23 protein-coding genes are annotated in these 19776 nt (G+C 26.7%); 14 read left to right on the top strand and 9 right to left on the bottom strand.

The window, feature by feature from the left end; genetic code table 11:
• Positions 1 to 63: 63 nt before the first annotated feature.
• The 5 genes from E6771_RS09965 to E6771_RS09945 form a co-directional block, all read right to left on the bottom strand.
• The gene (locus E6771_RS09965) at positions 64 to 840 is read right to left on the bottom strand and encodes a nitroreductase family protein (protein WP_316091166.1); all 777 of its coding nucleotides are present in this window, start codon (positions 838 to 840) and stop codon (positions 64 to 66) included.
• A 75-nt stretch (positions 841 to 915) separates the two neighbouring features.
• Positions 916 to 1425: a GNAT family N-acetyltransferase gene (locus tag E6771_RS09960; RefSeq protein ID WP_316091165.1), complete on the bottom strand. Its 510-nt coding sequence runs from the start codon at positions 1423 to 1425 to the stop codon at positions 916 to 918.
• A gap of 63 nt (positions 1426 to 1488) precedes the next feature.
• Positions 1489 to 2157, bottom strand: a complete 669-nt coding sequence (locus E6771_RS09955; RefSeq protein WP_316091164.1) for a methyltransferase domain-containing protein — start codon at positions 2155 to 2157, stop codon at positions 1489 to 1491.
• Position 2158: 1 nt separating this feature from the next.
• On the bottom strand, positions 2159 to 2752 hold the full coding sequence (locus E6771_RS09950; RefSeq protein ID WP_316091163.1) for a pimeloyl-ACP methyl esterase BioG family protein: 594 nt from the start codon (positions 2750 to 2752) through the stop codon (positions 2159 to 2161).
• Entirely contained in the window at positions 2730 to 3848 is a 1119-nt protein-coding gene (locus E6771_RS09945; RefSeq protein ID WP_316091162.1) for an aminotransferase class I/II-fold pyridoxal phosphate-dependent enzyme, read from the bottom strand. Before E6771_RS09945 ends, E6771_RS09950 begins: the two co-directional genes overlap by 23 nt.
• A gap of 161 nt (positions 3849 to 4009) precedes the next feature.
• Between E6771_RS09945 and E6771_RS09940 the strand changes: the two genes are divergently transcribed.
• The 8 genes from E6771_RS09940 to E6771_RS09905 all read left to right on the top strand — a co-directional run bounded on the left by E6771_RS09940 (position 4010) and on the right by E6771_RS09905 (position 11640).
• Positions 4010 to 5746 (top strand): putative glycoside hydrolase, encoded by a 1737-nt coding sequence (locus tag E6771_RS09940; protein WP_316091161.1) that lies wholly within the window; start codon positions 4010 to 4012, stop codon positions 5744 to 5746.
• Positions 5747 to 5827: 81 nt separating this feature from the next.
• The gene (truB, locus tag E6771_RS09935) at positions 5828 to 6688 is read left to right on the top strand and encodes a tRNA pseudouridine(55) synthase TruB (RefSeq protein WP_316091160.1); all 861 of its coding nucleotides are present in this window, start codon (positions 5828 to 5830) and stop codon (positions 6686 to 6688) included.
• A gap of 22 nt (positions 6689 to 6710) precedes the next feature.
• Positions 6711 to 8528, top strand: a complete 1818-nt coding sequence (gene typA, locus E6771_RS09930; protein WP_316091159.1) for a translational GTPase TypA — start codon at positions 6711 to 6713, stop codon at positions 8526 to 8528.
• Between the two features lie 16 nt (positions 8529 to 8544).
• Positions 8545 to 9396: an ankyrin repeat domain-containing protein gene (locus tag E6771_RS09925; protein ID WP_316091158.1), complete on the top strand. Its 852-nt coding sequence runs from the start codon at positions 8545 to 8547 to the stop codon at positions 9394 to 9396.
• 235 nt (positions 9397 to 9631) lie between these two features.
• Positions 9632 to 10237: a class I SAM-dependent methyltransferase gene (locus tag E6771_RS09920; protein ID WP_316091197.1), complete on the top strand. Its 606-nt coding sequence runs from the start codon at positions 9632 to 9634 to the stop codon at positions 10235 to 10237.
• Between the two features lie 122 nt (positions 10238 to 10359).
• A complete protein-coding gene (locus E6771_RS09915; RefSeq protein ID WP_316091157.1) occupies positions 10360 to 10710 on the top strand; it encodes a hypothetical protein in 351 nt (116 codons plus the stop codon).
• Between the two features lie 48 nt (positions 10711 to 10758).
• Complete coding sequence (locus E6771_RS09910) at positions 10759 to 10962, top strand: hypothetical protein (protein ID WP_096402103.1); 204 nt, start codon at positions 10759 to 10761, stop codon at positions 10960 to 10962.
• 15 nt (positions 10963 to 10977) lie between these two features.
• Positions 10978 to 11640, top strand: a complete 663-nt coding sequence (locus E6771_RS09905) for a murein L,D-transpeptidase catalytic domain family protein (protein WP_316091156.1) — start codon at positions 10978 to 10980, stop codon at positions 11638 to 11640.
• 150 nt (positions 11641 to 11790) lie between these two features.
• Here E6771_RS09905 and E6771_RS09900 read toward each other — a convergent pair whose 3' ends face one another.
• The 3 genes from E6771_RS09900 to E6771_RS09890 form a co-directional block, all read right to left on the bottom strand.
• A complete protein-coding gene (locus E6771_RS09900; RefSeq protein ID WP_316091155.1) occupies positions 11791 to 12117 on the bottom strand; it encodes a hypothetical protein in 327 nt (108 codons plus the stop codon).
• A gap of 2 nt (positions 12118 to 12119) precedes the next feature.
• Complete coding sequence (gene galE, locus E6771_RS09895; RefSeq protein ID WP_316091154.1) at positions 12120 to 13097, bottom strand: UDP-glucose 4-epimerase GalE; 978 nt, start codon at positions 13095 to 13097, stop codon at positions 12120 to 12122.
• Positions 13098 to 13163: 66 nt separating this feature from the next.
• Positions 13164 to 13814 carry a YczE/YyaS/YitT family protein gene (locus tag E6771_RS09890; RefSeq protein ID WP_316091153.1) on the bottom strand — a complete coding sequence of 217 codons (651 nt, stop codon included), beginning with the start codon at positions 13812 to 13814 and terminating at the stop codon, positions 13164 to 13166.
• A gap of 1365 nt (positions 13815 to 15179) precedes the next feature.
• Here E6771_RS09890 and E6771_RS09885 point away from each other — a divergent pair.
• From E6771_RS09885 to E6771_RS09860, 6 genes are all read left to right on the top strand, one after another.
• Positions 15180 to 15635 carry a toxin-antitoxin system YwqK family antitoxin gene (locus E6771_RS09885; protein ID WP_316091152.1) on the top strand — a complete coding sequence of 152 codons (456 nt, stop codon included), beginning with the start codon at positions 15180 to 15182 and terminating at the stop codon, positions 15633 to 15635.
• Positions 15636 to 15711: 76 nt separating this feature from the next.
• Complete coding sequence (locus tag E6771_RS09880) at positions 15712 to 16176, top strand: toxin-antitoxin system YwqK family antitoxin (protein WP_316091151.1); 465 nt, start codon at positions 15712 to 15714, stop codon at positions 16174 to 16176.
• A gap of 54 nt (positions 16177 to 16230) precedes the next feature.
• Entirely contained in the window at positions 16231 to 16386 is a 156-nt protein-coding gene (locus E6771_RS09875) for a hypothetical protein (protein ID WP_316091150.1), read from the top strand.
• On the top strand, positions 16367 to 16579 hold the full coding sequence (locus E6771_RS09870; protein ID WP_316091149.1) for a heavy metal-binding domain-containing protein: 213 nt from the start codon (positions 16367 to 16369) through the stop codon (positions 16577 to 16579). The genes E6771_RS09875 and E6771_RS09870 overlap by 20 nt, the downstream gene beginning before the upstream one ends.
• Before the next feature lie 391 nt (positions 16580 to 16970).
• Positions 16971 to 17963 (top strand): DUF6731 family protein, encoded by a 993-nt coding sequence (locus tag E6771_RS09865; RefSeq protein ID WP_316091148.1) that lies wholly within the window; start codon positions 16971 to 16973, stop codon positions 17961 to 17963.
• A gap of 11 nt (positions 17964 to 17974) precedes the next feature.
• Positions 17975 to 18547, top strand: coding sequence for a hypothetical protein (locus E6771_RS09860; protein WP_316091147.1), 573 nt, complete (start codon positions 17975 to 17977; stop codon positions 18545 to 18547).
• Between the two features lie 390 nt (positions 18548 to 18937).
• Here the strand turns inward: E6771_RS09860 and E6771_RS09855 are convergent, their stop codons facing one another.
• Positions 18938 to 19594, bottom strand: coding sequence for a DUF4332 domain-containing protein (locus E6771_RS09855; RefSeq protein ID WP_316091146.1), 657 nt, complete (start codon positions 19592 to 19594; stop codon positions 18938 to 18940).
• Positions 19595 to 19776 lie beyond the last annotated feature (182 nt).

Below are 19776 nucleotides of genomic sequence, written 5' to 3'. Positions count from 1 at the left end.
ATATTCTAAAATTATACTATATTTTAGAAAGATTTTAAATCTTTTTTATTGTATAATTAAAATTTAATTTTTTAACCAAGAGTCTATCATAGCTCTAACTGAACGATTCATTTCAGACATGAAATCTGATGTAATTTTTCTTTTATACATATGAATAGCCTGATTATGGCATCCTGGAAGGAAAACAAGCGAATCTTTTTCAGCAATTTCTTTATCCATAATACCAAATTCTTCAATAGAAGGTTTCTGATAGATATTTTTATGAACTATCATATTTTTAGTAAAATATCTTCTTCTCATCGTTCTATTTTTCTGCTGTTCAGTAGGATATCCAATACATAACATGGTAATAGGAAGAACATATTTAGGAAGATTAAAAAGTTTCTTGTGAATTTCAAAGTTTTCCATTATATCACCAATATAACAGCTCCCAAGTCCAAGAGCTTCAGCAGCAAGAACAGCTGTTTGAGCAGCTATAAGGGCATCATTAATAGCAAGAAACATATCTCCTTCTTTAGGAATATATTTTTCAAAATTATTTTCTTTGTTGAATTTTTCTACTCCAGAAGCTTCTATATAATCCATCCATCTTTGAAAATCAGCAAGGAATAAAAGGAGAAGTGGAGCTTTTCCAATCATTGTTTGATTATCACAAGTTTTCACAAGTTTATCTTTTATAGATTGATCATCTATCTCAATAATGGAATACATCATCATATTACCAGCTGTTGGAGCTTGAAAAGCAGCTGATATTATTTTATCTTTTATTTCTTCAGAAACTTCTTTATCTTCATATACCCTTACTGATTTTCTTTTCATAATAAGATCTAAGCAATTCATAAAATACCTCCTAAGATAAAAATATTCTTAAAAATAGTATACTATATATTTGTGATAATTAGAATGTTTTCTTATTTAATTTTTTATCCAATAACGCTGTTCAACAATTCCATTAACAACAATTTCATTTTCTAAAATTCCGCCATTATTGATAATACTTTTTGCTGAACCTATATTTTTCTTATCACAAACCATCAGCACCTCATGTATTCCAAGTTTTTTACATTCTTCAAGTGCAAGTTTGATCATTTGAGTAGCTATTCCTTTTCTTCTTTCTGAAGGGCGAACACCATCTCCAATATGTCCTCCATTGAGTAAAAGATTTTGATTTAAATAGTGTCTGATATTTACTGCTCCAACAAGTATATTACGATCAATATCCAAACAGAAAAAAGTGGAGTTTGGAACAAACCCATTAATATCAGATGTTGACTCTAAATTAATTACATAATTTACAAAATCATGATAGTCTGTTTTAACAATTGCGTATGGAACGATTTTTTCCTCTGCTGCATACCATTCTTCCATCATATTGTTTAGGTGTGTTTTATATAATTCATTCATTTTTACTAATTTCAGATTCATTTGTATCTCTCCCCATAAATATATCATTCAAGAAATATAAAGCTTTTATAACTACCAATAGATTTAGATACTGCAGATAAAATAACTTACTTCATAAGTCAAATAACAGGAATTAAAAGAACGTATTTTACTTATATTTGTTTTTTGAAATCCTGTAACACCAGTATTTTTTAAATGCCTTAATGCCTCTAAAGGAGTATTGAATTCAATAGTTATTGTCTCTTTTTTTAAAGCTATATTTTTAAATTTTTTTCTTAATATTTGGTAAATATCTTCATTTTCTAAATAATTTAATGAAATATTAAAATGTTCATATATTTCTTTCAGATTCCCTTTTGTATAAATGGAAAAAGCTAAATTATTGGTTGAAGCTGAAATGTTATCTATTAGCTTTTCAAAGGAATTTACCCATTGAAAAGCAGAACTAGAAATTATAATATCAGCTTTTGGAAAAGGAGTAATTTCAATATCTCCTTGAATAAATTCATTATAATTCAAATTTTTCAAATATTCTTTTACATCAAAAAAATCATTAAGAATGAAGTAATTTGGAGTAAATTTAGAAAGAAACTCTTTTGTAAATATACCTGTACCACATCCAAGCTCAATAACTTTATTCAGATCTTTAAATAAAGAAGAATCAGTTTTTATGTATTCTGCTAAAGTAGCAGCAACTTTTTTTTGAACTACTGCATTATTGTCATAAGTAGTAAAATTTTTATCAAAAGTCATGTTATTCTCCAATCAAAGTACTCCAGCTTTTTATTACAGAAAAAGGATAATGTCCACAAGCAAGTTCAGTAATATTAACTTTGTTAGATTCAAAATACTTTTTTTGTCTTAAAGCAGGAATTATTTTATCTTTTTTCCCAATAAAAGCATGTGTAAATATATTTTTTTGCGGGATATAATTATCTTTAAAATATTGTAGTTCATCTCTTATATCTTTAAATTTTTTTTCACCTGCAGTAAAAGTGCTATCAATTTCCATATTTTCATAAAATTTTTGTAGAGTGTCAGGAGTAAGATTATCAAGAGTAAGGTTAAAAACTCCTTCAGAAATTCCATTTTTTCCAATAGTCTCAGGAACACCATTTAATGATATTATTTTTTTAGACTTTATATTATTTACTGTTAAGTATTTAGTAAGATAATAACTTCCAAAAGACCACCCAATAAAAATGACATCATCATATTGAGATAAGATAGTGTTATTAAAATTATAAGGAAAATTTATTATTTTTAAAGTATAATTAATAGGGATTTCTAAGTGAGAAACAATATTTTTGTCCATTCCCCATCCATTAAAAAACAGTATTAATTTCATATTTTAACTCCTTTACAAATCTAAAAATATCTTCTTTTGAAAGATAAGGATTTAGACCTATTCTAAATCTGGCTGTTCCTTTAGGAACTGTAGGTTCCTTTACCCCATAAAGGAGAAATCCTTTTTTCTTCATATTTTCAGATATTTCTATAATTTTTGAATTATTGCCTATTATTATACTTATGATGTGAGTTGATGATAAAGTCTCTATACAATTTTCTTTTAAAAGATTATGAGTATATTTTTTAATTTCCTGAAGTTTTTCCATTTTATTTTTAAAATATGGCATTTTTTTTAATATAAAAAAATTCCACATGTTATTTACAGGAGGCAGTGCAGTAGTATAGATAAACTTTCTGCTTTTATTGATTATATAATCCTTAATCAATTGAGAACAAATAACATATGCTCCAATTGAGCCACCACCCTTTCCTAATGGAATGATTAGGAAGTCAATATCTTTTACAACATTAAGTTCTTTAGCTATTCCATAACCATAAACACCATAAGAATGAGCCTCATCTATCATAAGGTCAAAATTATATTTTTTCTTTAAGTTGACAAGTTCTTTTAAGTTGGCTACATCTCCATCCATACTGTAGATAGTTTCAGAGACTACAAGAATATCATCATAAACATCTTTATATTTTATAAGAAGACTTTCTAGATTATTCATATCCAGATGTTTATATCTCATAAAAACTGCTTCACTGTTAAGAATACCATCATAAATACTGGCATGATTCAGTCTGTCAGTAAGAATCAGAGATTTCTTATTATAAAAAGTTTCTATTATAGAAGAATTAGCATCAAATCCAGAATTAAATAATATAGCTGAGTTTTCATAAATAATTTCAAGTTCTTTTTCTAATTCCATAACTTCATGGTATGAACCATCTATGAGTCTAGAAGAGCTTGAAGAAAGTTTTGGAGCATATTCAGAATAAAATTCACTTAGTAATTCTTCATCATTTGCAAGTCCTAAATAATCATTAGATGACAGATTTATAAGAGAATTATTACATTCTTTTAGTTGTCTAAAATTATAAGCAGATTTAAGAGCATTAAGTTCTTTTATTAAAATTTTTTTATCCATTAAAATTCTCCATTTTCATTTAAAGTATATATAATAATAGCACTAAAAAGGGAATATTTCAATTCACAAAATATAATGAATTAAATTTCATTATAGATAAATTTTCTTAAATAGTATAGAATAGTAAAAGGAAATACGTGAAATTTTTTGGAGGGATTTAAGTGAAACATAAAAGAACAAAGCAGCAAGTATGGTTTATCAGAAAGGTATTATTTTCTATATTTTGTTATATAGTATTTCTGGTTGCAACAGTGGATGTAACTAAAGGTATGTCTTTAGGAGACATTGTAATATCAGATAATAAAATAGTAGTGAAAGAAGTAGCAAAAGGAAATGAAACAGATGAAAAAAAATTGGCAGAAGAAAGTGGTGAAAAACCAAAAGATGAAAAAATAACAGAAGAAGCTGAAAATCCATCAACAGCAAAAGAAGTTGAAAATACAGAGAAATCTTCTGAAATAATAAATGAAAAATATAAATATACTAAAGGAAATATTAGAATTTTTAAAGATGTAAAAATAACTCCTAAAGCAGAAGACAATATTAAAATTGGAACAAGAGTAGAAATACTTGAAGAAAAAAAAGTAGAAAAAATAAAAGAAAAAACTGTAAAAAAACCAGATGGAAAGAGAGAAGTTCAAAAAATTACTATTGTAGAAAATTGGGAAAAAATATCATATTATAAAAATAGAGAAAAGAGAACTGGATGGATAAAAAATAATCAGTTAACAGACAGCTTAAAGGCAACTCTTCCTAAAGAATGGAAAAATCTTAATTTTTCTCCAATTGAGAAAAAGAATTATACTGAAAATAAAAGAAGAGAAGTAAGAGGAATATACGTAACAAGTAATTCAGCAGCTTTGACAAAAAGAGTGGATGATTTTATAGCTCTATCTAAAAGAACAAAAATCAATGCATTTGTAATAGATGTGAAAGAAGATGATGGAACACTTTTATTTAAAATGGAAGCAGGAGAAAAATACAATCCAAATGCTAATAGAAGGTCTCCAATAAAAGATATAAATAAATTTATGAAAAAATTAAAAGATAATAATATATATACTATAGCAAGAATAGTATCTTTTAAAGATCCTACTTATGCAAAAGCTAATCCAGATAGGGCTATTATAACTAAAGCTACAGGGAAACCTTTTACTAACAGTGATGGAGTTATATGGGTATCTCCTCATGACAGATATCTTTGGGAATATAATATAGCAGTAGCTAAAGAAGCAGCTCTTGCAGGATTTGACGAAATACAATTTGACTATGTGAGATTTCCAGCTTCTAATGGAGGAAAATTAGATAAGGAACTTGATTATAGAAATTCTAAAAAAGAGTCAAAACCTGAAACTATACAAAAATATCTTCAATATGCAAGACAAGAATTAGAACCTTTAGGGGTATATATTGCTGCTGATGTATATGGACAAGTAGGAAGCCTTCCAGATGATATGGCTTTGGGTCAACATTGGGAGTCAGTAAGTAATGTAGTGGATTATATATGTCCAATGATATATCCAAGTCACTATGGAAAAGGAGTCTATGGGCTTTCAGTTCCAGATGCTGAACCATATAAAACAGTATATCGTTCAACACAGGACTCTATGAATAGAAATGCCAATATTGATACTCCTGCTATGATAAGACCATGGATACAGGCTTTTACAGCTAGATGGGTAAAAGGACATATAACTTATGGACCTGAACAGATAGAATTACAGGTAAAAGCTTTGAAAGATCTGGGAATAAATGAGTATATTTTGTGGAGCCCTACAAATAAATATAGAATAGAAAAAAACTCATCTTCTGATAAGAAAACAGAAGCTGTAAAAACAACAGAAACAACTAAAAAAACAGATGGAGCAAAGAAAACAGAAGAAATAAAAAAGCCATAATATAGAAAAAGTAATAAAAGTGTTTGAAGATTGAATAAGATATGTTATAATAAGGGATAGTTCTGTGTAGGAGTTGATATTTTGGAAGGTATAATTAATGTGAATAAACCTAGCGGAATAACTTCTTTTGATGTTATAAGAAAATTGAGAAGGATTCTGCATGAAAGAAAAATAGGACATACAGGAACTCTAGATCCTCTTGCAGAAGGTGTTTTAGTTATATGTATAGGTAAAGCAACAAAATTGGTTCAGGATATAGAGGGATATGAAAAAACTTATACTGCAGGATTTGAACTTGGATATAAAACAGATACTTATGATACAGAAGGAGAAATAATAGAGAAAAGAGAAGTAAATGATATTACTATTAGTAAGCTTGAAAATGTGTTGAAAAATTTCATTGGGGAAATAGAACAGATACCTCCTATGTATTCAGCTTTGAAGGTAGATGGAAAAAAACTTTATGAACTTGCAAGACAAGGGATTGAAATTGAAAGAAAAGCTAGATTAATAGAAATAAAGTTTATAGATATCATTGAATTTGATGGATTAAAAGGAAAAATAAGATGTGATGTTTCAAAAGGAACATATATTCGTTCATTGATAGATGATATGGGAAAAGCTTTAGGAACTCTTGCTACAATGACATCTTTAGTGAGAGAAAAAGTAGGAAATTCAAATATTAAAGATTCTTATACACTAGAAGAGATAGAAACTATGTATAGTGAGAAAAAAACAGATTTTTTATACAGTGTAGAAGATTTCTTTAAGTATCCTAAAATAACATTAGAAGGAGAAAAGAATATGATTCTTTTTCTTAATGGGAACACAGTAAGATTTACAGCTCCTGATGACAGATATAGGATATATAATAATGCTGGAAAATTTTTAGGATTATGTAATGTAAGTAATAATTTATTAAAGGGATATAAATATTTTTAATTCCCATAAGGAAGGTTGAAAAATGAAAATTAAAAACATAGCAATAATTGCCCATGTTGACCACGGAAAAACAACATTAGTAGACTGTCTTTTAAGACAAGCTGGAGTATTTGGGAGCCATGAACTTGAAAAAGTAGAAGAGAGAGTAATGGACTCAAATGACATTGAAAGAGAAAGAGGAATAACTATCTTTTCTAAAAATGCATCTGTACAGTATAAAGACTATAAAATCAATATAGTTGATACTCCTGGACATGCTGACTTTGGCGGAGAAGTACAAAGAATTATGAAAATGGTAGAATCTGTTGTACTATTAGTTGATGCTTTTGAAGGACCTATGCCTCAAACTAAATATGTTTTGAAAAAAGCTTTAGAACAAGGGCACAGACCTATAGTTGTAGTTAATAAAGTAGACAAACCAAATGCAAGACCAGAAGAAGTATTGTACATGGTTTATGATCTTTTCATAGAATTAAATGCAAATGATCTTCAATTAGATTTTCCAGTGGTATATGCTTCTGGAAAAAGTGGTTTTGCTAAAAAAGAACTTACTGATGTGAGTGATGATATGACTCCATTATTTGAAACTATTCTTGATCATGTAGATGATCCAGAAGGAGATCCTGAAAAACCAATGCAGTTCCTTATTACAAATATAGCTTATGATAATTATGTTGGAAAATTAGCTGTAGGAAGAATACACAATGGAGTTGTAAAAAGAAATCAGGAAATTATGCTTATAAAAAGAGATGGAAAAATGATGAAGGGAAAAATTTCAGTTCTTTATGGATATGAAGGATTGAAAAGAGTTGAAGTCCAAGAAGCTCAAGCAGGAGATATAGTTTGTATAGCAGGTATAGATAACATAGATATAGGAGAAACATTTGCAGATGTAAATGATCCAGTTGCTTTACCACTTATAGATATAGATGAGCCTACTCTTGCAATGACATTTATGGTAAATGATTCACCATTTGCTGGAAAAGAAGGAAAATTTGTAACTTCTAGACATATATGGGAAAGATTACAAAAAGAACTTCAGACAAATGTGAGTATGAGAGTAGAAGCAACAGATGCTCCAGATGCATTTGTTGTAAAAGGAAGAGGAGAACTTCAACTTTCTATACTTCTTGAAAATATGAGAAGAGAAGGATTTGAAATACAAGTTTCAAAACCAAGAGTTCTTATGAAAGAAGAAAATGGACAGAAAATGGAACCAATTGAAATGGCTCTTATTGATGTTGATGAATGTTACACAGGTGTAGTTATAGAAAAATTAGGAAGCAGAAAAGGAGAAATGGTTTCTATGGTTCCTGGTACAGATGGATATACTCGTTTAGAGTTTAAAGTGCCTGCAAGAGGACTTATAGGATTTAGAAATGAATTTCTTACAGATACTAAAGGAACAGGGATAATAAATCATTCATTCTTTAGTTATGAACCTCATAAAGGAGAAATTCCTACAAGAACTAAAGGTGTTCTTATAGCAACTGAACCAGGAGTAACAGTACCTTATGCTCTAAATAATATTCAAGACAGAGGAATACTTTTCCTTGATCCAGGTGTTCCAGTATATGAAGGAATGATAGTTGGAGAACATAATAGAGAAAATGATCTTGTAGTAAATGTATGTAAAACTAAAAAACTTACTAATATGAGAGCAGCTGGAAGTGATGATGCAGTTAAATTAGCTACTCCTAGAAGATTCAGTCTAGAGCAGGCTCTTGATTATATAGCAGAAGATGAATTAGTTGAGGTAACTCCTTCAAACATTAGACTAAGAAAGAAAGTTCTTAAAGAGGGAGAAAGAAGAAAATTTGAAAAGAGAAATGAAGACTAATTTTGAGAGGTAAAAGATGAAAAAACTACTGATACTTTTCACAATATCTATTACAATCATTAGTTGCAGCAGTTTTGGAGGCAGAGGAGAGCATATTCCATTACCAGAAGAGGTATTAAATGCAGTAGAAACTGATAACACAATGCTTTTGAATAACTTTTTTGCATCAGATTTCCCCACTGGATATATAAATAAAGATGGAAAAAATCTTTTAATAATAGCATTGGAAAATGACAGTCAAGAGGTTTTAAATATGCTTCTTGAAAGAGGAATGTATTTAGAGGAAACTTTTGAAGGTGGAAAGACACCTATATTTTATGTAAGAAGTTTAAATGCTTTAGAGCAGATGGTAAAAGCAGGAGCAGATATAAATAAAAAGGATAGTAGCGAAAAAACTTTGTTGAGTTACTTCATTGAGACTAAGCCTTTAAGTTACAGTAAATATCTAACTGAGCAAGGGGCAGATGTAAATGCTACAGAAGAAAATGGATGGACTCCAGTATTTAGGGCAGCAGCAGGAATGGATATTTCTCTTATAGATGCTATGAAAAACAGTGGAGGAGATTTTACGAAACAGGATTCAGCAGGAAATTTTCCAATGTATTATGCACAAAATATGGAAACTTTACTAAAATTATTAAATAGTGCAAAGTATGATTTAAATATGGAAAATAAAAAAGGGGAAAATATTTTAGGTGAAATTTATTTAAGAGCAGTATCTAATAACTATATATCAGTTATAGAAAAACTTTTAGAAATAGGAGTCAATCCTAATTATATGTCTTATGGAGATAGTGCTTTATCAATAGCCAAAGATAATAAAAATGAGCCTATGATAAAATATCTAAACTCAAAAGGAATAAAATAAACAATAAAACACTGTCACTTATTTGACAGTGTTTTTTGTATGTGCATAAAAATAAAGTTTATTATAAAAAATCAGAATAAAAGAATAATTATGAAATTAATTTTTTCTTGAAATAATTTAGCTGTTATATAACAATAGCTACATAACGATCTACCATGCATTATATTGAAAAATATATAAAACCTGGTGATTGTGTACTTGAAATTGGTGCAGGAACTGGCAGGTACTCTCATACATTAGCACGTCAGTAGATGCAGTGGAGTTAGTAGAACATAATATAGAGATTTTTCGTCAGAATACTCAATCTAATGAAAAGATAACAATTATTCAAGGAAATGCTATGAATTTATCTGAATTTTCAGACAATCAATATGATATTACTCTATTGCTGGAACCTATGTATCATCTTTATACTATAGAAGATAAACATCAAGCTTTAAAAGAAGCAATTCGAGTAACAAAGCCAGGAGGAGTTATTTTTGTTGCATATGTTATATCTGATATTTGTATTCTTGATGAAGGATTTAATCGTAATAATATTAATATTACTAAATATATTGAAGAAAGTTTGATTGATGCTCAAACATTTGCAACTAAATCACAGCCAAAAGATTTATTTGAACTTGTTCGCAAAGAAAATATTGATGAGTTGATGTCTAGATTTTCTGTATCAAGATTACACTATGTTGCATCAAATGGTTGTACTTTATTTATGTGTGAAAAGGTGGATGCTATGGATGGTAAAACATTTGAGCTATATTTAAAATATCATCTTGCTACTTGTGAACGCGAAGATTTAATAGGATTTACCAATAATTCGCTTGATATATTCAGAAAATAAGTGTTTGTTTTGGCTTTTTAGAATATTTCAAAATTTGTCAAAAAAAAGTGGAAATTATTTAAAGAAAATAGTAAAATATAAATTGACAAGTAATGTTTACACAAAGGGAGGTGGTATTTAAAATGAAGATAAAAACAGGGATAGTGTATTATTTTATAGCATTTATTTTTTTATTTTTTACTTCAACTTTAAATATAAAAGCTACTAGACCTCCTTTGATAGTAAGGAGTACACAGGAAAATCTAATTCTTTTACATGAGAAACAACCAATTCAAAATTATGTCTCTGCAAATTTAACAAATAACAATAATACAGATGTAGCTGTGTGGAAAGATTTCTTACCAGAAATTTTAATAGAAAACAGCTTTCAAGAAGAAAAAATAATTATTCATGAGAAAATTGAAAATAAACAGTATAAAAAGCCATTATACACCATACTTTCACGCTATCAAGAACGGGTATTACGGATCTGATATGTTCTTTCATTTTTAAATAATAAATACAAAAATGGAGGAATAAAAATGTTAAGTGTAAAAGAGAAAATCGAATTGGAAGAATTAGAATTAATGAATAGTAAAATTGAAGATGATATAAATAAGGAAATTGAAGAGGAATATGAGTATGATAATAGATTTGGAGCTACTTTACTGCTAATTTCATACTGTGCTATTGCTTTATTTATAATCTATAAGGTGGCAGAACTTTTAGTAAAAAGATTTAGTTGATAAGGAGTAAAGGGGATGGATTTAAGAAAAAAGCTATCAGCAGTATTTATAGGATTATTTTTATCAATAACAGTTTGTGCTAATGGAACTGTTTTTCAAGCAAAAGAGCTGTATAATGAAATGAAGTTAAATGGACTCATTAAATATGATGTTTTTGTGCAAGGGGTAGAAGGATTTAATAAAATTGGTAAGAAAGAAAAAAATATTCTTACAATAGTTGATTTTTCATTACCTTCAACAGAAGAAAGAATGTATGTTTTAGATTTGGAAAAGAAGGAGGTTCTTTTTAAATCTTATGTGTCTCATGGAAAAAATACTGGTGATTTATATGCAGAAAGTTTTTCTAATGTAGCTGAGTCTAATAAAAGTTCTTTGGGATTTTTTATGACAGAAGCACCATATAAAGGAAGTAATGGATATTCTTTAAGACTTGCTGGATTGGAAAAAGGAATAAATGATAATGCAATGAAAAGAAATATAGTAGTACATGGAGCAGATTATGCTAATCCTGAAATGATAAAGACATCTGGAAGATTAGGAAGGAGCTTTGGATGTTTTGCAGTTCCAGAAGATGTGAATGATGAGATAATTGATACTATAAAAGGCAGAAGCATCATATATGTTTATGCAGATAAGTTAAAATTAACAGAAGAAAGATATGTAAGTTTAAATCTTTAAAGAATCAAACCTCTAAACTAATATTTGGTTTAGAGGTTTTCTGTTTTCATATAAAAATTTCAGATTTAACCTTTCTAGTAAATTTTTTACAAAAAAGATAATTGTTATTACTGAATAAAACTGCTGGAATAGTAGGAATATCATAGCTACTTAATCTTCTAAGTTTTCAATTGTGGTTTCTTTTAAAAAATTAAAAAGTTTTATAAAATTTTCTTTATTAAATATAATAAATTCTCCAAGGGATTTTTTCATTGGAAAAATACCAAGAATTTTATCAATGATGAAAAAAGAAACATATCTGATATTTTCATCTTCAGAATCCACATATATATTTATAAAGAAGTTACTTTTATTTTTTTCTTCCACAGCCAAAAGATATTTTAGAGCATCATATTTTTTATTAAGTATTTCATTTTTTAACCATGAGGTGTTTCCAACATATTGATAATAAAGTTTCATAGTCAATTTTGGCTTCATAATTATTTCACCTTTAAATTCCATTCCCATGCAGTTCTTATTATATCCTTTACATCAGTGTAATAAGGTTTCCATCCAAGTTCAGTTATAGCTTTTTTACTTGAAGCTATAACACAAGGAGGATCCCCAGGTCTTCTTGATGTAATTTCTGCTGGAATATCTATTTTAGTTACTTCTTTTGCAGCATTAAGCATTTCAAGAACTGTAAAACCATTTCCATTTCCAAGATTATAGATACCACTTATATTTTTTTCTAATGTTTTAAGAGAAAGAATATGGGCTCTTACTAAATCTACAACATGGATGTAGTCTCTCACTCCAGTTCCATCTTTAGTGTCAAAATCATTCCCATAAATAGAAAGTTTTGGGATAGTTCCTTTTGCAGCTTTTAGTATAAGAGGAATAAGTGCAGTGATACCTTCACCCATTTGACCAATATCATGCTTCTCATGAGCTCCACCAACATTAAAATATCTGAATATAGAATAATTAAATCCATAAGTCTTTGCACAATCCATAATAATTTTTTCAGACATAAGTTTACTCATTCCATAAGGATTTATAGGATTTTTTGAATGTTTTTCATCTACTGGTTCAGTTTCTTTTACATCTCCATAAACAGCAGCAGTGGAAGAAAAAACTATATTTTTAATATTATTTTTTCTCATTGATTCCAATAAGCACATAACAGTATATGTGTTATTTATATAATATTTATTAGGTTCTACAACACTTTCAGGAACTTTTATATATCCAGCAAAGTGCATTACAGCATCTATTTTGTTTTCAGTAAATATTTTATCCATCATATTACTATCCTGAACATTTCCGTGATAGAATTTTGCTCTTTTATCTACAAGTTGTATAAAACCATTTTCTAAACTATCTATAACAACTACAGAATAACCTGAATCAAGAAGTTCAGCAGCAGCATGACTTCCAATATATCCAGCTCCTCCTGTAACTAAAATATTTTTCATAAAGACCTCCTAAAAAGTAGTATCAACATATTATAACATTAAAAAAAGCAAGTTTGAATGATAAATTTAGATATATTTTCTTGGAGTCAAAATATTATCAGGTATAGATACTTTTTTATTGAATAATTTTATAAAACTTCCATTAAAAAAAAGCATAATTAATGTACCTATTCCAATACCTTGAAGAGATCTATTATATATTCCAAAAAGGAGAGCTATAATAAAAGGAACACCTAGATACACATAATTTGCTTTTTTCATATCTGGGATCAAATAATCATTAACAGTTTTTAAAAACTGATCAAAAGGATTCATAGCTATATTTAATCTAAGATAGATAGAGATTCCGCAGCTGAGTATAAGATTTCCAATTATAAAGAAAAGTATTTTGGAGATAATATGTTCAGGATGTACCCATGAAAATATATTCAAAAAGAAATCAAGAAATTTTCCAAAGATATATGCTACAAAAAAAGAACCAGCAAGTTTGAAAACTTCAAATTTTTTACTGATGAAGATAATTGGTATAAAAACTAAAAAATTGAGAATAATGGTGCATATACCTATTTGAAGAAGAAAAATTTTTGACATTCCTATACTTGCAGCAACCCAAGGGCCACTTCCAATATCTCCCTTGATTAATAAAAAATTCCCAAAAGCATTTACTAAAATTGAAAAAATCCAAAGAGCATACTTTTTGATCATATTCAAATTCATTTTTTCCCTCACTTATAAAAATAAACTATATTCCATAATTTTTGATTATACCATGGTTCTTTTAAAATTTAAATAGAAATTAGAAAACTTAGTGTTTTTCAGGGTTTGTTAAAAAACCATAGGTATATAAAAGCTTATAAAATTTTATCAGATAATTAGTGTAAATATTATTAAAAAAGTTGGATATAAGGAATATTATATTTTTAATTTAATATACATGAAAGAGAAAATTATAAATTTAGAATTAATTGAAGAAAATGGAAAAAAATGGAAAAATAAGTTTACATGTTCCCTTTAATAATTTTTCAAAAGAAATGTATAATATTATTTTAAAATTTCAAACAAGTGAGATAGATCAGATTATCACTAGATCAAATAAAATTGACTTGGATTTTTTGTAAAGAGTATAGAGACTTAATATAGTATACATCTACAGAGATGGGAGAAATTTTTGAAGATGAATTTTGTACTAAAAGAGATTCCTATTCTTTAGGTACTGTTAGAGTCTTTATGCAGTCTATTATAAAGAATTTTCTCATTGATGAAAGGTATTAAGGGTTAAAAATATTAAAGGGATTATAGCAGATATGGGAAAATATACGACATAGACCTTCATATTCACATCTATTTACCCTATAAGTAAAATGAAAAACTCCTAAATAAGGATTATAAGTAAATAGAAAAGCTTAAATAAAAAAATGAGAGAGAATTTTATAAAAAAAATCTCTCTCCACACATTTCTTCCCCAAGAATGTATTTTGTATACAACTTATTATATCATAAATAAAACGTATGTCAAGAAATATTAATATTTTAGGCTATTTAAAAACGAAAAGTCTCTATCAAGACAAAAAATAAAATATAAGTTTTTATTTTACATCTGGTTACCATAGCAAAGTCTATTAACTTAGTTATGGTAGATAGTTACAAAATAAAAATAAGAAAATTAATAGGCAATAATCTTTAAAAGAAAGAATATACAGAAAGAGATTTTAAAGAAATATAGTTATCAAAAGAACTTATAATACAAAAAAACTTCCTTTCAATTGAAAGTGATAGTTTGGATAATGAAAAGGGTTGTTACGCTGGAAATAACATCTTGTAGACTTTTTTGGATTATCTAAAAATAGATGTAAAGAAAAATAAAAGCTTAAAAAAAATGAAATTGAAATAAAAACTAAGATTCATCAAGGGAATATAACAAGTAATTTTAAAAATAAATTACCATAATTCATAGAGTATAAAAAAGAATCTTAATTAAAAATAACTAGTATATTGACAAGTAAATAATTTGAAAAGTAATAACTTTCATAGTAGCTATTTTATGTTATAATAAAAGCAATAATATCAGTGGAGGATTGATTTATGAAAAAGATTATATTAATATTAGTTATGTTTTTATTAGTATTAACAACTTATGCAAAGAAAATAACAGAAAATAATTCAAAAATAGAAAAAGAAGAAGAAAAAGTTTATATAATAGGTAAAGATGATTATACATGGATATATACTGGGATATTTATTAAAAAATATGAAAATGGAAATATAAAAGAGGAAATAAGATATAAAGATGGACTTTTTCATGGAGAATTAAAAGATTATTATAAAACTGGTCAATTAGCTGTAATAAGTACTTATAATAATGGAGTAAAAGAAGGACCTTATAAAGTTTACTATGAAAATGGGAAATTAAAAAAAGAGCAAATATTCTTAAATGATAAATTAGAGGGTATTTCTAAGTATTATACTGAAGATGGAAAATTATCCCATGAGATCATTTGGGAAGATGGCAAAAAAATAGAAACAACATATCATAAATAATAGTGATACAAATTTAGAAAAGAAATTCTTGAATTAAAAGAAAAATAGTTATTCTATGTATTTGGAGGATTGATTTATGAAAAAAGTTATATTAGTATTAGTTATGTTTTTATTTATATTAATAAGTCACAGTGAAGAAAGAATAGAGGATATATCAAAACGAGAAAAGAGAGAAGGAATAGTTTATGTTATAGGAGAAGAAAAAGCATATACTGGAACTTTTATAGGAAAATATGAAGAAGATAAACTTCACATAATAGAAGAAAAAGATAGAAAAGAAGTAATTTATTATAAAGGAGGAAAACTTAGAAGAGAAATACCATATAAAAATGGAATAAAAGATGGAATAAAAAAATTATATTATCCAAATGGCAATTTAGAGATGGAAATACCATATAAAAATGGGGTAAAAGAAGGAATAGAAAAATTATACTATCCAAGCGGAGAACTACGTAGAGAAACTACAGATAGTGATAAAGATGTAGTAAAAGAAGTTTACTATGATAAAAATGGAGATATCATACAATATTTTGAGAAGTAAAATTTTTACAATTTTTATTTTATGTTATAATAAAATAAAAAAGGGAGATTGAAAATGATATTAATGACAGCTGAAAATCTTGTAGGAATGAAGGAATATGAGATCAAAGAGTATAAAGGCTTTATTTCTGAGGCAGTAGTTTTTGGAATTAATAATTTAATTGAAGGTTTTTTCACAGCTCATAAAGTAGGTGGGGAATCACCTATTTAATCAAGAGACCTTAAAAAATGCTAAAACTGTTTTAATGAAAAAAGTGGAAGCAGAAGCAGAATTGCTTGGAGCAAATGTAGTGTTAGCCTTGAGGGTAAATTATTCAGAAATATCTGGGAATAGAAAAAGTATGGTGCTTGTTTCTGCTACAGGAACTACTGTAAGTGTAGGCAAAATTAAAGAATTAAAATAAATAAAAAAATATTAAAAAAGAAATAGAATTATTTTTAAATAAAAATTTTGAAAAGCTATATAGTGAATTTAAAAAGGAGTCTGGCAGAGAAAAAGTTAAAATAAGAAAGTCAATATAGAAAGTTATAATACTGATCAGATTTTGTATCTCTAAAAGCTGTGTATATAGAAATTGAAATAACTAGTTAACTAGAATAAATAATATAATCTCTAACATGTGATATTATATAAAATATAAAGAGTAATTATTGAGATGAATTTAAGTTTTATAAAATTTTCTCTTAAAAATTGTAGTAAAAAAGTCAGTTTTAAAAGCTGATTTTTTTAAATTTGTTTTATTTTTTCTTTATTGATATAATAAAAATACTATAATAATAAATTAAGGAGGGGAAATGGCCAATTCAGTAAATTTTTATACAATAGCTTTTGAATCACAAAATAGACCTACTAATTATTCTATTATTGAATTTTTTAGAAAATTAGAGAAATTATTAAATATAAATGAAGAATTTATAATTAAAGAAGTTAGAGATGAAATAGTAAGATGTTTTGATTTCAGATATGATAATACTGGCAATAAAGTTGTTATTCCAATTGGAAAAATAAAATCTAAAAATAAACCTCATTGGTTGAATGAAGAAAGAAGATTAGAGGAAATTCCAAGAGAAATATATGATATCAATACTTTAACATATGATGCAACAGAAAGAGTTATGATTTTTACAACTAATATAAGTGGTCCTAAAGCTTTTTTAGTTGAAGAATATTTCAATTCATTTCTTCCAAGAGGTATACCTATTGAAATAAAAATAAATCCCATTACTATAAATAAAGGTTTACAAGAAGTAAGAAATGCTAGTTATGTACGTTCAGTAAATTTAAATTTAGATTTAGGAAGATCACTTAATAATTTCTATATAGAAGAACTTGAAAGTAATGCTGATGAAAGCTTAATACAAAAAATAAAACAATTAGCTATAGCAGCAAGGGATATTGGAGCAAGTAAAACGTTAACATTAAATTTAGGTGTTGGTCATTCAGGGAAAGATGGAACATTAGATTTAGAAAGTATTTTAGCCCTTTTACAGCAAATAAATTTGAATGGAGAATTTGTAAAGGAAATTTCAGTGACATATAAAAATGGTATGGAAGAAAGAATAGATAAAACAAAATTGAAAAATGCGACAAGTCTGTTAACATATCAATTTCCAATTGTAAGTAGCAATCTTTCTTCAGAATATTTACAAAATAATTTTCAGCTTGCAATAAATGAAAGCAGAAAAGAATATAGAGTGGCTTGTAAACAATACTTTGATAATTCTTTTCAAATAAATCAATTGGATTATATACTTATTGAGGAAAAAAGATCTATTCAAAGAGAATAGGAGGGATATTTTTGAATATAATAAAAAAGATATATGAGAGAACTAAATTAATAATTATAGATTTAAAATTAGAAGTTATAGTCTTTATTTTAGTGTTTATTTTAAATATAGCATTTAAAGATGGACTAATTTTAACTCAATATTTTACTAATGATAGGCTTTCTAGTATAACAGAGTTTTTTTCAATAGTTATTGCTGTGTATATAGCTGTTATAACAATACTTGGAACATCTATGATTGGGATAACTAAAAAAATTTTAGAAAAAAAATTAGATTCGAGATTAATAAATATAATCATGTTTGGAATAATAGAAGCATTATTATCTATATTAATTATAACTTTTATTGAAAATAGTTGGTTTAATTATTATTATGATGTGCTACTCTGTTTAAGTATCACTACATTAATAACATTTGCTAAATTTATTTATTTATTATCTTTAATTTTCAAAGCAAATCTAAATTCTTTAGCTGAAAAAATAGATGAAGATACAAAAGAAGATAAAGAAAATAAGGAATTTAAAATTAAAATTTATGAGCTTTTAGAAAAAATAGAAGGAAATTTTAAAAGAAATAGTAAATAGTTCTATCCTAAGAATAATAGATCAAAAATTTTGAGAGAATCAATAAAATGTTTCTCTTTTTTATCACCTAAAACTGAAGGTTAGTTCATAATAAAATCAAAATGGGGAAACATATGTGAAAGATAAATTAATACTTGTTGAAGATTTAGACTAGAGATGGGGCTTGCTGATGAACAGATAGAGAAAAGAGTTTGAAAAAATAGTTATAAATTAAAGTGTCATGTATTTGAAGTAGATTATTATGCTTCAAATGATGAACTAAAAATAAAAACTTTAGGAATGTAACATAATTAAAAGAGAAAGGAGTTTGTAAAGTGGAAACTCCTTTTTATTTAGTAGGAGTACCACTATATTTTCTTTTCAAAGCTAGTGAAATTAGAATATATTCGTTTAATCTAAAATTAAATGAGGGATACTTTTTGCAATTGCAATTTGAGTAGATATTTCCTTTGGTAAGGGGGTAATTTTAGCTTTATTACTGATATTTTTATTAATATAATTTTTAATCGTTATGAGCATATTTTCAGGAGATTCATAAGAAAATGCTTTTACAGAGGTATATCCACAATCAAAATATAATTCAGAACGAGTAATTTTTACTCCAGGTAAACGCATTAAATCACATAAACACCAAATTTTTTTAATAATTTCAAGAGAAATGTTGTATTTCTTCTGAAAAGATAGGAGGCCTAATTCTTTGATTGTTTTAAAATACTCACTAGAATTTTTAATATTATCATTTTTTAAGTTTTGAATGAATGGTGAATCAATATGTTTTAGATCAGATAATTTTCTATCAATAAAATTATATGTATGAAAAAACATGTATAGATTATAAAAAGTTTGTATATCAACATTTAGAAGTTTGAAAATTTCATCTTTATCAGCATTCAAAAACTCATATTTATCATAAATATTTATAGAATGTAATGAATTTATTATTGTAGTTTTTATTGGGATTAAATTATAAAATTTTTGTAAAGTTGTTTTTTCATTTAATAAAATATCAAGTGCCTCAATTTTTATGTTATCATATTCTTTTATCATCAATTTTAACTCCTGTTTTTATAAAAATTATATATTTGTTATTAATAAAAGTCAAATTTTAGCTAGAAAAACTTATTAATTTTTAGAATCTGTTAATTTAAAATGAAAACTAGCTCTGAAAAGTTGAAAAGGTATAAAAAGTGCTTTTAGAAAATTTCTATCCTAAAAAAGAGTATCACAAA

This window comes from Fusobacterium sp. (assembly GCF_032477075.1).
Taxonomy (GTDB): Bacteria; Fusobacteriota; Fusobacteriia; order Fusobacteriales; family Fusobacteriaceae; genus Fusobacterium_A.
This window is presented reverse-complemented; position numbering and strand designations above follow the sequence as displayed.

Coding starts and splice junctions, on each gene's coding strand:
- E6771_RS09965 (WP_316091166.1), bottom strand. CDS start 840: ATGAATTGCTTAGATCTTATTATGAAAAGAAAATCAGTAAGGGTATAT.
- E6771_RS09915 (WP_316091157.1), top strand. CDS start 10,360: ATGAAGATAAAAACAGGGATAGTGTATTATTTTATAGCATTTATTTTT.
- galE (WP_316091154.1), bottom strand. CDS start 13,097: ATGAAAAATATTTTAGTTACAGGAGGAGCTGGATATATTGGAAGTCAT.
- E6771_RS09890 (WP_316091153.1), bottom strand. CDS start 13,814: ATGAATTTGAATATGATCAAAAAGTATGCTCTTTGGATTTTTTCAATT.
- E6771_RS09945 (WP_316091162.1), bottom strand. CDS start 3,848: ATGGATAAAAAAATTTTAATAAAAGAACTTAATGCTCTTAAATCTGCT.
- E6771_RS09880 (WP_316091151.1), top strand. CDS start 15,712: ATGAAAAAAGTTATATTAGTATTAGTTATGTTTTTATTTATATTAATA.
- E6771_RS09900 (WP_316091155.1), bottom strand. CDS start 12,117: ATGAAGCCAAAATTGACTATGAAACTTTATTATCAATATGTTGGAAAC.
- E6771_RS09910 (WP_096402103.1), top strand. CDS start 10,759: ATGTTAAGTGTAAAAGAGAAAATCGAATTGGAAGAATTAGAATTAATG.
- E6771_RS09855 (WP_316091146.1), bottom strand. CDS start 19,594: ATGATAAAAGAATATGATAACATAAAAATTGAGGCACTTGATATTTTA.
- E6771_RS09960 (WP_316091165.1), bottom strand. CDS start 1,425: ATGAATCTGAAATTAGTAAAAATGAATGAATTATATAAAACACACCTA.
- E6771_RS09875 (WP_316091150.1), top strand. CDS start 16,231: ATGATATTAATGACAGCTGAAAATCTTGTAGGAATGAAGGAATATGAG.
- typA (WP_316091159.1), top strand. CDS start 6,711: ATGAAAATTAAAAACATAGCAATAATTGCCCATGTTGACCACGGAAAA.
- E6771_RS09955 (WP_316091164.1), bottom strand. CDS start 2,157: ATGACTTTTGATAAAAATTTTACTACTTATGACAATAATGCAGTAGTT.
- E6771_RS09925 (WP_316091158.1), top strand. CDS start 8,545: ATGAAAAAACTACTGATACTTTTCACAATATCTATTACAATCATTAGT.
- E6771_RS09865 (WP_316091148.1), top strand. CDS start 16,971: ATGGCCAATTCAGTAAATTTTTATACAATAGCTTTTGAATCACAAAAT.
- E6771_RS09905 (WP_316091156.1), top strand. CDS start 10,978: ATGGATTTAAGAAAAAAGCTATCAGCAGTATTTATAGGATTATTTTTA.
- E6771_RS09950 (WP_316091163.1), bottom strand. CDS start 2,752: ATGAAATTAATACTGTTTTTTAATGGATGGGGAATGGACAAAAATATT.
- E6771_RS09885 (WP_316091152.1), top strand. CDS start 15,180: ATGAAAAAGATTATATTAATATTAGTTATGTTTTTATTAGTATTAACA.